Annotated in this window: 15 protein-coding genes; 12 read left to right on the top strand and 3 right to left on the bottom strand. The window is 72.6% G+C overall.

The genetic code is table 11. From position 1 onward, the window contains the following. Together ABZ914_RS31110 and ABZ914_RS31105 are read left to right on the top strand one after the other, a co-directional pair. Positions 1 to 747, top strand: a 747-nt coding sequence (locus ABZ914_RS31110) for a polysaccharide deacetylase family protein (protein ID WP_500197559.1), incomplete at its 5' end; no start/stop codon positions are given. Positions 748 to 750: 3 nt separating this feature from the next. Then, a complete protein-coding gene (locus ABZ914_RS31105) occupies positions 751 to 1,530 on the top strand; it encodes a hypothetical protein (protein WP_500197558.1) in 780 nt (259 codons plus the stop codon). A 145-nt stretch (positions 1,531 to 1,675) separates the two neighbouring features. On the opposite strand, the gene ABZ914_RS31100 is transcribed toward ABZ914_RS31105, so the two are convergent. Both ABZ914_RS31100 and ABZ914_RS31095 read right to left on the bottom strand, forming a co-directional pair. Continuing rightward, positions 1,676 to 1,876 (bottom strand): DUF397 domain-containing protein, encoded by a 201-nt coding sequence (locus ABZ914_RS31100; protein ID WP_500197556.1) that lies wholly within the window; start codon positions 1,874 to 1,876, stop codon positions 1,676 to 1,678. After that, a complete protein-coding gene (locus ABZ914_RS31095) occupies positions 1,867 to 2,673 on the bottom strand; it encodes a helix-turn-helix domain-containing protein (protein WP_500197555.1) in 807 nt (268 codons plus the stop codon). The genes ABZ914_RS31100 and ABZ914_RS31095 overlap by 10 nt, the downstream gene beginning before the upstream one ends. Positions 2,674 to 2,805: 132 nt before the next feature. On the opposite strand from ABZ914_RS31095, the gene ABZ914_RS31090 reads away from it, so the two are divergent. Next, a complete protein-coding gene (locus ABZ914_RS31090) occupies positions 2,806 to 3,201 on the top strand; it encodes an ATP-binding protein (RefSeq protein WP_500197553.1) in 396 nt (131 codons plus the stop codon). Positions 3,202 to 3,230: 29 nt separating this feature from the next. Here the strand turns inward: ABZ914_RS31090 and ABZ914_RS31085 are convergent, their stop codons facing one another. Further along, the gene (locus ABZ914_RS31085; RefSeq protein WP_500197551.1) at positions 3,231 to 4,289 is read right to left on the bottom strand and encodes a LacI family DNA-binding transcriptional regulator; all 1,059 of its coding nucleotides are present in this window, start codon (positions 4,287 to 4,289) and stop codon (positions 3,231 to 3,233) included. A 189-nt stretch (positions 4,290 to 4,478) separates the two neighbouring features. Here ABZ914_RS31085 and ABZ914_RS31080 point away from each other — a divergent pair, with 189 nt between their 5' ends. From ABZ914_RS31080 to ABZ914_RS31040, 9 genes are all read left to right on the top strand, one after another. After that, positions 4,479 to 5,405, top strand: coding sequence for an ABC transporter permease (locus ABZ914_RS31080; protein WP_190861101.1), 927 nt, complete (start codon positions 4,479 to 4,481; stop codon positions 5,403 to 5,405). A 95-nt stretch (positions 5,406 to 5,500) separates the two neighbouring features. Then, a complete protein-coding gene (locus ABZ914_RS31075) occupies positions 5,501 to 6,523 on the top strand; it encodes an ABC transporter substrate-binding protein (protein ID WP_387022494.1) in 1,023 nt (340 codons plus the stop codon). 11 nt (positions 6,524 to 6,534) lie between these two features. Further along, complete coding sequence (locus ABZ914_RS31070; RefSeq protein WP_190861105.1) at positions 6,535 to 7,347, top strand: ABC transporter ATP-binding protein; 813 nt, start codon at positions 6,535 to 6,537, stop codon at positions 7,345 to 7,347. Between the two features lie 84 nt (positions 7,348 to 7,431). Then, positions 7,432 to 8,580, top strand: a complete 1,149-nt coding sequence (locus ABZ914_RS31065; protein ID WP_387022500.1) for a Gfo/Idh/MocA family protein — start codon at positions 7,432 to 7,434, stop codon at positions 8,578 to 8,580. Then, positions 8,577 to 9,707: a dihydrodipicolinate synthase family protein gene (locus ABZ914_RS31060; protein WP_500197549.1), complete on the top strand. Its 1,131-nt coding sequence runs from the start codon at positions 8,577 to 8,579 to the stop codon at positions 9,705 to 9,707. Before ABZ914_RS31065 ends, ABZ914_RS31060 begins: the two co-directional genes overlap by 4 nt. Further along, positions 9,704 to 10,504 (top strand): sugar phosphate isomerase/epimerase family protein, encoded by an 801-nt coding sequence (locus tag ABZ914_RS31055; RefSeq protein ID WP_500197548.1) that lies wholly within the window; start codon positions 9,704 to 9,706, stop codon positions 10,502 to 10,504. The genes ABZ914_RS31060 and ABZ914_RS31055 overlap by 4 nt, the downstream gene beginning before the upstream one ends. A 37-nt stretch (positions 10,505 to 10,541) precedes the next feature. Then, complete coding sequence (locus ABZ914_RS31050) at positions 10,542 to 11,819, top strand: purine-cytosine permease family protein (RefSeq protein ID WP_500197546.1); 1,278 nt, start codon at positions 10,542 to 10,544, stop codon at positions 11,817 to 11,819. Positions 11,820 to 11,919: 100 nt separating this feature from the next. Next, complete coding sequence (locus ABZ914_RS31045; RefSeq protein WP_500197545.1) at positions 11,920 to 14,010, top strand: PQQ-dependent sugar dehydrogenase; 2,091 nt, start codon at positions 11,920 to 11,922, stop codon at positions 14,008 to 14,010. A gap of 64 nt (positions 14,011 to 14,074) precedes the next feature. After that, entirely contained in the window at positions 14,075 to 15,016 is a 942-nt protein-coding gene (locus ABZ914_RS31040) for a LamG-like jellyroll fold domain-containing protein (RefSeq protein WP_500197544.1), read from the top strand. Positions 15,017 to 15,056 lie beyond the last annotated feature (40 nt).

Here is a 15,056-nt window from a genome sequence, read left to right as displayed (position 1 = left end):
GCCCGCCGCTCGCGGCGGTTCCGCCGCCACCTCACCGAGCTCGCCTTCGGCGTCCTCGCGCTCGCCGCGATCGTCCCGCCGGCGCTGGACGCGCTGGTCCCGCGGCGCGGCAGCGCCGACACCGGGCGCGCCGAGACCGTCGTCACCCGCGCGATGCTCAGCCACGCCGGCACGGGCAACGCGTGCCGGCGCGGGCGCGTCGCCCTCACCTTCGACGACGGCCCCGACGTCTACACGCCGCAGATCCTGGAGGTCCTGCGCGCCTACAACGTGCGCGCCACGTTCTTCATCATGGGGAAGAAGGCCGCCGCGCGTCCCGCGCTCGTCCGCGCGGTCGTCGCGGGCGGCCACCTCGCCGAGAACCACAGCTGGGACCACCCCCACATGGCCGATCTCGACGCCCCCGCGATCCGCCGCCAGCTCGCCGACACGACCGCCGCGATCATGCGGGCGGGCGCGCCGCGCCCCACCCTGTTCCGGCCGCCGTTCGGCAACACCGACGGCGTCGTGGACGAGCAGGCGCGCGTGTTGGGGCTGCGGGTCGTCCGCTGGTCGGTCGACACCAACGACTGGCGCGGGCGCCGGCCCGCCGACATCGCCGCCACCGTCCTCACGCAGGCCGGCCCCGGTTCGGTGGTCCTGATGCACGACGGCGTCGCCAACTCCGCCGCCACCATCCGGGCCCTCCCCGCGATCATCACCGGGCTCCGGGCGCGGGGCCTGTGCACGGCGCCCGACGCGGGGTAGCCGATGACCTCCCGGCGGACCTTCATCGCGGGCGCCGTCGCCGTCGCGGCGATCCCCCCGGCCGTCTGGTCCCTGGCCGGACGCGGCGGGACGGGCGACTTCACGTCCCGCACGTCCGGGCACGACCGCCTGGTCACCAACGAGTACGCGCACTGGAACCCGCGCGCGCCCGACGCGCGCCGGTCCGCCGACTGGGACGTGACCAGCGGGTCCCTCTTCGTCCGGGACGGCGCCGGCTGGTCGGGGCCGCCCGACCGGGCGGTTCCGGACGCCCGGTCGTCCACCGGCACCGGGTCGAGCGTGTTCCGGATGAACACCCGCCGCGCCGACTTCGACGACGTCCGGGTGACGCTGCGGGTCCGCGTGCTGCGGCTCGTGCCGGGCGGCGGCCGGGCGCCGACCGAGCCGACCGACGGCGTGCACCTGATGCTGCGCCGCCAGGACCAGACCGAGCTGTACGTCGCGTCGCTGGCCCGGCGGGACGGGCTGCTCGTGGTGAAGAAGAAGCTGGCCGGCGGCACCGAGAACGGCGGCACCTACACGACGCTCGCCCAGGTCCGGCACCCGTTCCGGCCCGGCGCGTGGCAGTCCTTCGACGTCCGGATCACCTCCAACGGGCGATCCTTGGTGACCGTCGCCGTCCGCCAGAACGGGCGCGAGCTGCTGGAGGCCGTGGACGACGGCCGGCACGGCCCGCCGATCGTCCGGCCCGGCTCGATCGGCCTGCGCGCCGACAACTGCGAGTTCGAGTTCACCGACCTGCACGCCCGTCCCCTGCGTTGAGCCGCGGCGAGTCGTTGTTATGGCGGTGTCCATAACCGCGACTCGCCGCAAGTCAACGAGCCGGTAGGCGGACGTACCCGGCCTGGCGGTGCGGACGGCCCCGTCCGACTTGGCCTGTGGAGGAGAAGGACGCGTGGCGGGACGGTCAGCGGGTCGCGCGGGCGGAGTTCACGGCGCTGCGCAAGGCCATGCGAGTGACCAGCAGGACGGGACCGCCCGGGTCCTTGCTGTCGCGCACCGCCACCGCCTCAGCAACCGCCCCGGCCGCGTCCGCCAACTCGACACAGTCCCCGCCGTTCTCGCCGCTGCGGCTCGCCTTGCGCCAGGTGAGGTTCGTCAGGTCCATTTCTCCAGCGCCTCTTTCAATCTGTCCCGGGACATGTCTTCGGGGAGCGCCCTCGCTCTCAACTCTCTGAGCGATTCGGAGAGTTTGGCCAGGTCGGAGGGATTGTCGGTCGTGATGCCCCGCACCGTCGTCTCCATATAGGCGACTTCGCTCCGGTCCTCCATCGTAGCCACGACGAAAGCGCCTCCCGTGCCCGCTGGACGCCCGTTGTTCCGGACGATCTGGATGGTGATGTTCGGCCGCTCGCTGAGGGCGATCAGGTGCTCTATCTGCTCACGCATGACCTCACGCGACGTCACCAGGTAGTCGAGGACGTACTCGCTCAGGAGCGCTATCAGCACCGTGGGGGGAGCGTCCTCGCGGGTGAGAATGGACTGGCGCGCCATGCGCGCCTCCACTGCCTCGTCTGAGGTGAGGAAACCGCGGGCGTAGGACGGGGTCTGGAGCAACCCAGGAACGATCGTGTGTTGCCAGGTAACGAGTTCTGCGGCGTCCGACTCGGTCTGCGGCCAGTCGAACCAGATGGGCACCGGGTGGCCGTCCCGGTTCAGGTCCTCCCACAAGCTCAGGAGCGATCCGCCTGCGTCCAGGTAGTCGTCCACGGTCTTCACGAATGATCGGGTGGCGCGCTTCTTCCCGTTCTCGATGCGGCTCACCTGGGCGGGACTGACCTTCGTCAGGTTGGCGATCGTCTCTTGCAGGACGTCCTTGGCTTCCCGCAGCCGGCGCATCTGCCGACCGAAGGCCACGAGCGCTGGCGACTCGTTGGGACGCTGACGCCGTGCGGGCATGATCATTTACCTCTCTCGGTAACTTGCACCCACGTCTCGACGCTTACCACCGCCCTCCGCTTTCGGGCGGCACGCCAAATCTAACTTCGAGAGTGGCTGAATGTGTGGTGTTCACCACACACAGTGAGGAGTCCGATCATGGGCGAGGCGGCGGGGCGGGAGAACGAGATGGCGGTGAAGCAGGATCTCGCGGTCGTGGCGGAGGTGCGGCGGTTCGTGCGGCTGGTCACCGGTCAGTGGGGTGTGGACGACTTCGTGCCGTGCCTGGTGGCCAGCGAGCTCGTCACCAACGCGCTGCGGTACGCCTCCGCGTCCGACGACGATGTGACGTTCCGGATCGGGCGGGACGAGGACGGCGCGCTGTGGATGGAGGTGCAGGACGCCTCGTGTGACCTGCCGTGCGTCCAGCGGGCCGACACGATCAGCGAGGCGGGGCGGGGCCTGTTCATCGTCGATCAGTTCTGCCGCTGCTGGGGAGTCCGGCCGGTCGCCGGCAAGGCAGGCAAGATCGTCTTCGCCGTCCTCAACCCCTGAACAAGCGCCCGCTGCGGGAGAGGGCGGGGTCAGCGGGGGGCGGCGGTGCTCTCGCGCAGGATGACGTGGCCGGCGACGCGCTCGATGCGGCTGCGGCGGGCGGCCGGCTCGCGGAGGGCGAGGCCCATGACGTGCTCGCCCATCGCCTCCAGCGGCAGCGCGACGGTGGTGAGCGGCGGCGCCAGGTCGCGGACGATCGGGATGTCGTCGAAGCCCGCGAGGGAGACCTCGCCGGGCACCGCGACGCCGTGGTCGCGCAGCGCGGCGAGCGCGCCGATCGCCATCACGTCGGTCACCGCGAAAACGCAGGTCGGACGGGGCGCGCGGCGCAGCAGCTCGGTCGCCGCGCGGTACCCGCCGTCGCGCGTGAAGGACTCCTCGACGATGTGCTCCTCGCGCACCCGCACCCCCGCCTCGGCGAGCGCCTCGGTGAACCCGACGAGCCGGTCGGAGACGGTGGTGAGCGCGCGGGGCCCGGTGAGGACGGCGAAGTCGCGGTGGCCGAGGCCGAGCAGCGCGCGGGCGAGCGCCCCGGCGCCCTCCCGGTTCTGCGGCAGGACGGCGTCGACCTTGAGGCTGCGGTGCCGGCTGAGCACCGCGACGCGCCCGCCGGTGCGCTGGTAGGGCTCCAGCTCGCCGGCCATCGAGCGCTCCCAGTCGCGGTCCTCGAAGCCGGAGCCGATCAGCAGGATCGCGCGGGCCCGCTGCGCGCGCAGCATCGCCACGTACTCGATCTCGCGGGACGGGTCGCGGAACGTGCTGGCCAGCATGACGAGCATCCCGTGCTCGGCGGCGGTGCGCATCACGCCGCGGGCGACGGCGGCGAAGTAGGGGTCGCTGACGTCGTGGCAGATCACCCCGACGGCCTTGCTGGAGGAGCTGGCGAGCGCCTGGGCGTGCGCGTTCGGGGTGTAGCTGAGCTCGGCGGCGGCGGCCAGCACCCGCTCCCGCAGATCGGCCCTGACCTGCGACGTCCCGTTGAGCACGCGGGAGGCCGTGGCCAGCGACACCTCGGCCTGCCGGGCGACGTCCTGCAGCGTCACGTACGCCCGGTCGCCGGTGCGCGGCTCGTCCGCCGCCTCGGTCATGCGTCCTCCTCGTGGGAGCCGTCTTCCGCGTCCCCGTGCGGGAACCGCGGCGGTCCCGCGGCCCCTCGCCGGCCGCCGCACGGCGGGCCCGTTCGGAAAGACCCTCTTGACCGCGCCCGGCGCAGGTTCTTACGGTACCTCAGAAAGCGCTTTCTGAACGCGCTTTCTCGGCACGGTCCCGGAGGAACCATGGTGAGTCAGCACCTCTCGCGGGGGGACGACCCCCCGCGCTCGGCGAACCGGCCCCCGCGCGGGCACGGCACGTCGGACGAGAAGCCGGCGGCGGACGCCGCGGGGGTCGTCGAGCGCGCCCGGCCGGGCGCGGGCGAACGGATCGCGGGCGCGCTGGAGTCGGCCTGGCGGCCGGTCGCGCTGCTCGTGGCCTGCTTCGCCGCCTGGTGGGCGATCACCGCGTTCAAGCTGGTCGAGGCGTACCTGGTGCCCTCGCCGTGGACGACGCTGAAGCTCATGGGCGACAAGTGGGGCTACATCTGGCACCACACCTGGGTGACCACCTACGAGACCCTCATCGGCTTCGCGCTCGCGGTGGTCATCGGGGTCCTCGCCGCGGTGCTCATGGTGTACTCCAGCACGGTCGAGCGCACCCTCTACCCGATCCTGCTGTTCGCGCAGGTCATCCCCAAGATCGCGATCGCCCCGCTGTTCGTGGTCTGGCTCGGCTTCGGCATCGGCCCCAAGATCGTCGTGGCGGTGCTGATCGCGTTCTTCCCGGTGGTGATCTCGATGGTCGCCGGCCTGAAGGCGGTCGACCCGGAGATGCTGCAGCTGTCGTCCACGATGGGCGCGAGCGCGTTCGCCACCTTCAGCAAGATCCGGCTCCCGGCCTCGCTGCCGCACCTGTTCTCCGGCCTGAAGGTCGCCGTGACGCTGGCCGTCACCGGCGCCGTGGTCGGCGAGTTCGTCGGCGCGAACGAGGGCCTCGGCTATGTGATCCTGCAGGCCAACGGCAACATCGACACCCCGATGCTGTTCGCCGGGCTGCTGGTGATGTCCGCCATCGGCGTCGTGCTGTTCGTCGCCGTCGAGATCGCCGAGAAGCTGCTGCTCCCCTGGCACGCCAGCCGCCGCGGCGAGGCGGTCACCACCACCTACTGACCCGGTGCCCGTCCCGCGACGGGCGCCTTCCGAACCCGCCTCCACGAAACCGGCCGTCCGGCCGGGAGCTCACCCCACCCATGGAGGACCGTCCCATGAAACTCCGCATCCTCGCCGCCTCCGTCCTCGTCCCGGCCGTGGCCCTCGCGGCCGCCGCCTGCGGCGGCGGCTCCGACGAGACCACCGGCGCCTCGGGCAAGAAGCTGAAGAAGGTCACCCTCACGCTGAACTGGTACCCCTACGGCGAGCACGCGCCGTTCTACTACGGCAAGAAGAAGGGCATCTACGAGAAGCACGGCATCGACCTGGAGATCAAGGCGGGCCAGGGCTCGCAGAAGACCGTCCAGGCGACCGGTGCCGGGCAGACCGACTTCGGCTGGGCCGACACCCCGGCGCTGCTCGCCGCCGTCGACAAGGGCATGCCGATCAAGAGCATCGGGGTGTTCCTGCAGACCACGCCCGCGTCGGTGCAGGCGTTCAGCAGCAAGAACCTCAAGTCCCCCGCCGACCTCAAGGGCAAGAAGATCGCCATCACGGCGGGCGACGCGCTGTCGCGCACCTTCCCGGTCTTCCTGAAGAAGAACGGGCTGTCGGAGAGCGACGTCCCGCTGCAGAACACCGACCCGGCCGGGAAGATCGCCGCGGTCATCTCCGGCAAGGCGGACGGCCTCGTCGGGTTCGCCAACGACCAGGGCCCGACGGTCGCGAGCAAGTCCGGCAAGCCGGTGTCGTACCTGCGCTACTCCGACTTCGGGGTCAACTTCTTCTCCAACGGCCTGCTGGTCGGCGAGCGGAAGCTGAAGAGCGACGGCGACCTGGTCAAGGACATGGTCGCCGCCACCAGCGAGGCGTGGAGCGCCGCCGAGTCCGACCCGCAGGGCGCGGTCGCGAGCATGGCCGGCGCCTCCGAGCAGCTGCCGCCGACCCCGGTCGTGTCCGAGCAGTTCAAGACCACGCTGACGCTGCTGCACACGCAGGCGACGCAGGGCAAGGCACCCGGCGTCAACACCGAGGACGACTGGAAGCAGACGATCACGCTGTTCCAGCAGACCGGGGTCATCGGCAAGGCCGAGGAGCCGTCGAAGTACTGGTCGCCGCAGCTGGCGGCGCAGGGATGAGCGGACGGGCGATGAAGACCATGAGCCAACCGGGCAAGGCCGCGGCGGAGCAGGCCTCCGCCGTCGGGATCGACGAGGTGGCCGTCCGGTTCCGCAGCAAGAAGCGCGACGTCACCGCGCTGCGCGAGGTGTCGCTGGACGTCCCGATGGGGCAGTTCGTCGCGATCGTCGGGCCGTCCGGGTGCGGGAAGTCGACCCTGCTGAAGCTGGTCGCGGGGCTGCTCAAGCCGTCCACCGGGACCGTCCGGCTGCGCGGCGAGCAGGTCGCGGGGCCGCGCGCCGACATCGGCTACGTGTTCCAGCGGGCCGCGCTGCTGGAGTGGCGCAGCGCCCGCAAGAACATCCTGCTCCAGGCGGAGATGCGCAAGATGCCCGCCGAGCAGGCGCGGCGGCGCACCGCCGAGCTGATGGAGATGACCGGGCTCACCGGCTTCGAGGACGCGCTGCCGCACGAGCTGTCCGGCGGCATGCAGCAGCGGGTCGCGCTGTGCCGGGCGCTGCTGCACGAACCGCCCGTCCTGCTGATGGACGAGCCGTTCGGCGCGCTCGACGCGCTCACCCGCGAGCAGCTCAACATCGAGATGAACCGGATCTGGCGGGAGACCGGCACCACCGTCCTGCTCGTCACGCACTCGGTCGCCGAGGCCGCGTACCTGGCGAACCGGGTCGTGGTGATGACCGACAGGCCCGGCACGATCGCCGAGGTCATCGACGTGGACCTGCCCGCGGAGCGGGACTACGCCGAGACCATGGCGCAGCCCGAGTTCGCCCGCGTCACCGGCCGGATCCGCAAGCTGCTCGGCGCCGGCGCGGCGCTCGACTAGCCGGCCCCTCCAACCGACGAGCCGGCTCTTCCGACGCCGGCTCTCTCAACACTGCCCACATCACGAAGGCTGGGAAGGAACGGGATGGCACGCAAGTCCATCGGGATCGTCATGAACGGCGTGACCGGCCGGATGGGATACCGGCAGCACCTCCTGCGCTCGATCCTCGCGATCCGCGAGCAGGGCGGGCTGCGGCTCGCGGACGGCACCGATCTGTGGCCGGAGCCGGTGCTGGTCGGCCGGTCGGAGGCGAAGCTGCGGGACCTCGCCGCACGGCACGGGCTGGACGCCTGGACGACCGACCTGGACGAGGCGCTGGCCCGTCCGGACACCGAGGTCTACTTCGACGCGCAGGTCACCAGCGCCCGCGTCGAGGCGATCCGCGCGGCGGTCGCGGCCGGGAAGCACGTCTACACCGAGAAGCCGCTCGCCGACGACCTGGCGGGCGCGCTCGCGCTCGCCCGGCTCGCCGACGAGGCGGGCATCAAGCACGGCGTCGTGCAGGACAAGCTGTTCCTGCCGGGGCTGCTGAAGCTGAAGCGGCTGATCGACGGCGGCTTCTTCGGCCGGATCCTGTCGGTGCGCGGCGAGTTCGGCTACTGGGTGTTCGAGGGCGACTGGCAGGAGGCGCAGCGGCCGTCCTGGAACTACCGGGCCGAGGACGGCGGCGGGATCATCCTCGACATGTTCTGCCACTGGCGGTACGTGCTCGACGCGATCGCGCCGGTCAGGTCCGTGCAGGCGCTCGGCGCGACGCACATCCCCGAGCGGGTGGACGAGGACGGCAAGCCCTACGAGGCGACCGCCGACGACGCCGCGTACGGGATCTTCGAGCTGGACGGCGGGATCGTCGCGCAGATCAACTCGTCGTGGACGACCCGGGTGTTCCGCGACGAGCTGGTGGAGTTCCAGATCGACGGGACGGAGGGCTCGGCGGTCGCGGGGCTGCGGCGCTGCCGCGTCCAGCACCGGTCGATGACGCCGAAGCCGGTGTGGAACCCGGACCTGCCGGCGACGGAGGACTTCCGCTCGCAGTGGCAGGAGATCCCCGACAACACCGAGTTCGACAACGGCTTCAAGACGCAGTGGGAGATGTTCCTGCGGCACGTCACCGAGGACGCGCCGTTCGCCTGGGACTTCTACGCGGGCGCGCGCGGGGTGCAGCTCGCGGAGCTGGGGCTCCAGGCGTGGCGCGAGGGGCGCCGCCTCGAGGTGCCGGAGCTGCGGCGATGAAGATCGAGCTGCCGGAGCCGGACGGGACGCTCGTCCCGTACACGATGGGCGAGCCGCGCGCCTACCCGCGGCCGTCCGGGCCGCCGTCGTCGCGGGTCGCCTTCGCGGCGGCGCACGTCGTCGCCGATCCGTTCGGCGACTCGCTGGACTGGGACGCGACGCTGGCGTTCCGCCGCCACCTGTGGTCGTACGGGCTGGGCGTCGCGGAGGCGATGGACACGGCGCAGCGCGGGATGGGGCTGGACTGGGCGACGACCCGGGAGCTCATCGTGCGCAGCAGTGAGGAAGCGCTTTCAGCGGGCGGCCGGATCGTCTGCGGGGCGGGCACCGACCAGCTCCCGCCCGGCCCGGCGACCCTGGAGCAGATCACCGCCGCCTACGAGGAGCAGCTCGGCGTCATCGAGGGCGCCGGGGCCGTCCCGGTGCTGATGGCGAGCCGCCACCTCGCCGCCGCCGCGCGCGGGCCGGAGGACTACGCGGCGGTGTACGGGCGGCTGCTGCCGCAGCTGCGGAACCCGGCCGTCCTGCACTGGCTCGGCCCGATGTTCGACCCGGCGCTGGAGGGCTACTGGGGCTCGTCCGACCTGGACGCCGCCGCCGACGCGGTGCTGGCGCTGATCCGCGAGCACGCCGCGTCGGTCGACGGCGTCAAGATCTCGCTGCTGGACGCCGGCCGGGAGATCGCGTTCCGGCGGCGGCTGCCGGCGGGCGTCCGGCTCTACACCGGCGACGACTTCAACTACCCGGAGCTGATCAAGGGCGACGCCGAGGGGCACAGCGACGCGCTGCTCGGGATCTTCGACCCGATCGCCCCGGCGGCCGCCGCCGCGCTGCACGCCCTCGACCGGGGCTCGGACGAGTACGAGGAGATCTTCGCGCCGACCCTGCCGCTCGCCCGGCACCTCTTCGAGACGCCCACCTTCTACTACAAGACCGGGGTCGTGTTCCTCGCCTGGCTGGCCGGCCACCAGCGGCACTTCCGGATGGTCGGCGGGCTGGAGTCGGCGCGGTCCGTCCCGCACCTGACCCGGCTGTTCCGGCTCGCGGACGCGGCCGGGCTCCTGCCCGACCCGGACCTCGCCGCGACCCGGATGCGCGCCTGGCTGACCGTCCAAGGAGCAGCATGACCAGGTTCAGCCTCAACCAGTGGACGGCCCGGCACTGGCCCGTGCCCGACCTGCTCGCCGGGTGCGCGGCGGCGGGCGCCGGGGTGGGCCTGTGGCGCGAGCCCGTCGCCGAGTACGGCCTGAGCCGCACCGCCAAGCTCGTCCGGGACCACGGCCTCACGGTCACGTCGCTGTGCCGGGGCGGCTTCTTCCAGAACCCGGACGCCCTGGCCGACAACCGCCGCGCGATCGAGGAGGCCGCGGCGCTCGGCACCCCGGTCCTGTGCCTGGTCAGCGGCGGCCTGCCGGACGGCTCCCGGGACCTGGACGGCGCCCGGGCGCGGGTCGCGGACCTGCTCGCCGAGCTCGCGCCCTACGCGGGCGAGCACGGCGTCCAGCTCGCACTGGAACCTCTGCACCCGATGTACTGCTCGGACCGGTGCGTCGTCTCCACCCTCGCCCAGGCGCTCGACATGGCCGCGCCGTTCCCGGCCGCGCAGGTCGGCGTCATGGTCGACACCTACCACCTGTGGTGGGACCCGGACGTGTGGGACGGCATCGCGCGCGCGGGCGCGGAGGGCCGGATCGCGCTGTTCCAGGTCGCCGACTGGGTGACGCCGCTGCCCGAGGGGGTCCTCACCGGCCGCGGCATGCTCGGCGACGGCCGCATCGAGCTGCGCCGGTTCCGCGAGGCCGTGGACGCCACCGGCTACACCGGCCCGATCGAGGTCGAGATCTTCAACGACGCGCTCTGGGCGATGCCCGGCGCCGCCGCCCTCGACCTCGCCCTGTCCCGCTTCGCCCAGCACGTGGCATGACGCCCCGGACGGCGCTCACCCGCGGCGAGCCGTCGCCATGACGGCGCGCGGGACGGCTGCTCCCCGCGAGCCGGCGGGCGGGGAGGGCGAGGGGCGGACGTGGCGGGCGGCGTCCGGGGCGTGGCTCGGGATCGGGACGGCGCCGGGCGCGCTCGTCCTCGGCGCGCAGGTCGGCGGGCGGCACGGCGGCGCGCTGCCCGTCGCCGTGCTCGCGGCGGGCGGCGTCGTGATGACCGCGCTGCTCGCCGCGCAGGGACGGCTCGGCCTGCGCCCGCCCGCCGGCGAGGGGGCCGGCATGACCGTCCTCGCCCCGCGCTACCTGCCGCCGGCCGCCGAGCGGGCGTTCACCGCGCTGCTCGCGGTCGCGATGGCCGGCTGGTTCGGCTTCAACGTCGGGCTCGGCGGCGCCGCCCTCGCCGCGCTCACCGGCCTGCCGGACGCGGCCGGGGCCGTCCTGCTGACCGTGCCGATCGTCGCGGTCCTGCTGGCCGGCGGCGGGCGCTGGAACGCGATCGCGGTCGCCACCACGCTGACCGCCGTCGCGCTGATCGGGATCGTCGCGGTGCGGCTGCCGCCGCCCGCGTCGCCGGTGTCGTTCGCGCGGGACGGCCCGTTCACCGGGCTCGCCGCCGACCTGGCCGGCTACATCGGCTACGTGTCGGTGTTCGCGGTGCGGGCGCCGGACTTCACCGCCGGGCTGCGCGGCCGCCGCGACCTCGCGGCGTGCGTCGCGCTGCTGGTCGGCCCGGCGCTGGCCGCGTCGGTGGTCGGCGCGGGCGTCGCGGCGGCGAGCGGGTCCACCGACGTGGTGGCGGTGCTGGCCGGGCCGGACGGGCTGCCCTCCGCGAACCTGTTCGTCGCCGCGTCGGTGATCGCGCCGACGTTCGCCGCCGTGCACTCCGGGGCGCTCGCCGTGCGCCGCTTCCTCCCCGCGGGACGAGGGCCGGACGGCCCGCCCGGCGCGCGGGTGTGGGGCGTGCTGGCGGTCGCGGTGCCCGGCGCGGTGCTCGCCGCGCTGCGCGTCGACCGGATGCTGCTCGACTGGCTGACGGTGCTGGCCGCCGCGCTGCCCGCGCTCGTCCCGCCGATGGCCGCCGAGGCGGCGCGGCGGCGGCGGGGACGTCCCGCGCGTCCCGTCCGGACGTGGATCTGGGCGCCGGGCGCGGTGCTCGCCGTCGCGCTGACGCTGGCCGGGCACGCGGCGACGGCTCCGGTCGGGCTCGCGGTGTCGGCCGCCGCGACGCTGGCGCATGCCTGGTCGGGGCGCGCCCGGCCGGCCTCCGGCCTCCCGGTCCGGCTCCGAATTCGTTCTTGACGGCGGGCGAGAGCCGGTCGTACGTTCGGGAAAGCGCTTCCAGAAAGCGCTTTCCATCCACTCCGTCCCCCACCCATCCCCCCCACCTTGGACGGTCGGAATGAAAAAACTGAGATGGTGCCTGCTGACGACCCTGGCGATGCTCGCCGCCCTGATCACCGTGCTCCCGGCCGGTGCGCAGGCGCGCGACGACGCCCCGATCCTCGACCCCATCCCCGACGACCCCGCCCCGTCCGGGCTCGGCCTCGTCCTCAAGGAGGTCGCCCAGCTGCCCAAGTCGGAGCCCTCCGCACCGCCCACCGACCCGCGGCTGCAGCGCTGGAACCGCATCAACCACGTCGGTGAGCTCCCCGACCACTCGGGCCGGCTCTACGTCCCCGACCTGAACGGCAACCTGTACTTCCTCGACAAGAAGTCCGGGAAGTCGCACGTCTACCTCGACGTCAAGGCCGCCTTCCCCGACTTCTTCTCGGCCGCCGGCCTCGGCCAGGGCTTCGGCTTCGTCGCGTTCGACCCCGACTTCAAGAAGAACGGGAAGTTCTACACCACGCACGTCGAGTCGGGCGACGCGCTCAAGACGAAGACGCCCGACCTCACGCCGCAGCCGAAGACCGGCTACCACGGCGTCGTCGACGAGTGGACCGCCGACGACCCGAAGGCGCAGACCTTCCACGGCACCCACCGCGAGCTGCTGCGCATCGGCTTCGCCGGACGCATCCACAACCTGCAGCAGATCGACTTCAACCCCAACGCCAAGCGCGGCGACGCCGACTACGGCAAGCTCTACCTGTCCGTCGGCGACGGCGGCAACGGCAACGTCGGCGACAACGGCGGCGACCCGCAGAACCTCGGCGTCCCGCAGGGCAAGATCCTGCGGATCGACCCGTCCGGGACCAACTCCGCGAACGGCAAGTACGGCATCCCCGCCGACAACCCGTTCGCCGGCCAGTCCGGCAAGGTCGGCGAGATCTACGCCTACGGCATGCGCGACCCGCACCGGTTCAGCTGGGACACCGGCGGCACGCACCGCATGTTCCTCGCCCACATCGGCGAGCACGAGATCGAGTCGATCCACGAGGTGAAGGCCGGCGACAACATCGGCTGGAGCGAGCGCGAGGGCGCGTTCACCTTCCGCAAGGACGACCGCTGCCACCTGTACCCGCTGCCCGCGGACGACGCGAAGAACAACTACGACTACCCGGTCGCGGCCTACGACCACGACCCGCCCGCGAACTGGGACTGCTCCAGCGACACCGGGCACGCGATCTCCGGCGGCTACGTCTACCGCGGCGCCGCCCTCCCCGCCCTGCGCGGCAAGTACCTGTTCACCGACATCGTCGACGGCCGGCTCATGTACACCGAAGAGTCGGAGATGAAGCGGGACCCGGCCGGCAAGCACCGCGCGCAGATCTACTCGCTCGCGGCCTACGACACCAAGGGCAACCCGGTCACCATGAAGCAGCTCGCCGGGGACAACCGGGTCGACCTGCGCTACGGATCGGACGCCAAGGGCGAGCCCTACCTGCTCTCCAAGGCCAACGGCAAGATCTGGAAGGTCGTCGGCACCAAGAGCTACGCCGGCTGCCGTCCGAACGACATCCGCGAGAGCCGCCTCATGGCGGCGGACAACTGGGCGCCCGTGACGCCGTCGAAGTGGCGGTTCCCGGGCAACGAGGTCGTCCTCGCGGAGGAGGGGACCCAGCGGCCCGGCCCGCGGCGCCCCTTCGAGTACGCGGTGCTGAAGTCGGGCCCGGTGCTCGGCTCGTCCAAGATCGACGCCGAGGTGCGGCTCGACACCCCGGTCGACATCATCAACCGTGACGTGATCATCGTCTTCGGCTACCAGGACGACACGCACTTCTACTACGCGCACCTGTCCACGGACAACAGCATCTACCCGCACAACGGCATCTTCGTCGTCAACGGCGCGGACCGGCTGCGCATCGACCAGCAGTGGAACGCCAACCGCTCGCACGGCGCCCCGCCGACCATCACCGACGCCGACTGGCACCGCGTCCGCGTCGCGCACTGCGCCGACACCGGCGAGATCGCGGTCTACGTGGACGGCTCCACCCGTCCCGCCATGACCGCCCTCGACAAGACGTTCACGTCCGGACGCGTCGGCTTCGGGTCGTTCGACAACATCGGACGGCTCCGCGACCTGACCGTCCACGCGAACCCGGCACGGTAACCGGCCTCCCCGGGGCGGGCGGGCCGCACCCGCCCGCCCCGGGGGCACCAGAAGGAGACCCTCCATGCTGCTCCGCCGCCGCGTCACGGCCGCGACCGCCCTGCTCGGCGCGTCCGTCGTCGCCGCCTCGCTGGCCGCCCCGGCCCAGGCGTCCCCGGCCCCGGGCGTCGCCCCGACCCTGAAGAAGAACCTCGTCTCGTACTACGACTTCGAGCACCCGGTCCGCGGCGACGCGGCCCAGGAGCGCGACCTCGGCAACTCCGGCACCACCATCGGCCTCATCAACGGCGGTGCCGCGATGCGCGTCCGGGACGGCGCCCGCCGCCACGCGATCCAGCTCGGCCAGGTGAACCCGACCACCCCGGGCAACGACGACTGGAAGGCCGGCGTCTACTCCGCGACCGGCGTCCCGTCCCTGCACGCGCTCAACGCCGCGCGCAGCGCGACCGTCGCGGGCTGGTTCAAGATGACCGGCACGAACCCGTCGCCCAACTCGAACACCGCGAACCCGGACGACGTGTACAACGCCGTCGGGCTCCTCGGCGTCCTCACCGGGGACTCCGACGGGCACGCCGTCCGCGCCCTGCTGGAGATCATCGACGTCTCCGGCACGCTCCGGCTCGTCGCGCTCGGCCGCCGCATCGACGGCGGCAGCTCGCAGACGTTCGCGGCGAACGCGGACTGGCGCACCCTCCTCCCGCAGAACACCTGGGTGCACCTCGCCGCCACGTTCGACTACGACACCGGCAAGATGGCCCTCTACAAGGACGGCGAGCCCCTCGACGGCTTCTACACCGTCTCGGGCGACCCCTGGAAGCTCCAGGGCACGCCGAGCCCGCACCTCACCTCCGCCACCGACCCGCGCGGCATCAAGATCGGCGGCAGCTTCCCGCAGAACACCCGGGAGGCGAACCCCTGCAACTGCCGCATGGACGGCCTGATGGTCCTCGACCGGGCCATCACCCCGGCCGAGGCGCGCCTCCAGTACCGCATCGCCAAACGCTGAGCCCCACCCCCAGGCCGCCGGTGCGCTCCGCGCGCACCGG

The organism is Spirillospora sp. NPDC046719 (assembly GCF_040645715.1).
Classification (GTDB): domain Bacteria; phylum Actinomycetota; class Actinomycetes; order Streptosporangiales; family Streptosporangiaceae; genus Spirillospora.
Note: the sequence above shows the minus strand (reverse complement) of the source record. Positions and strands in the feature narration are given on the sequence as shown.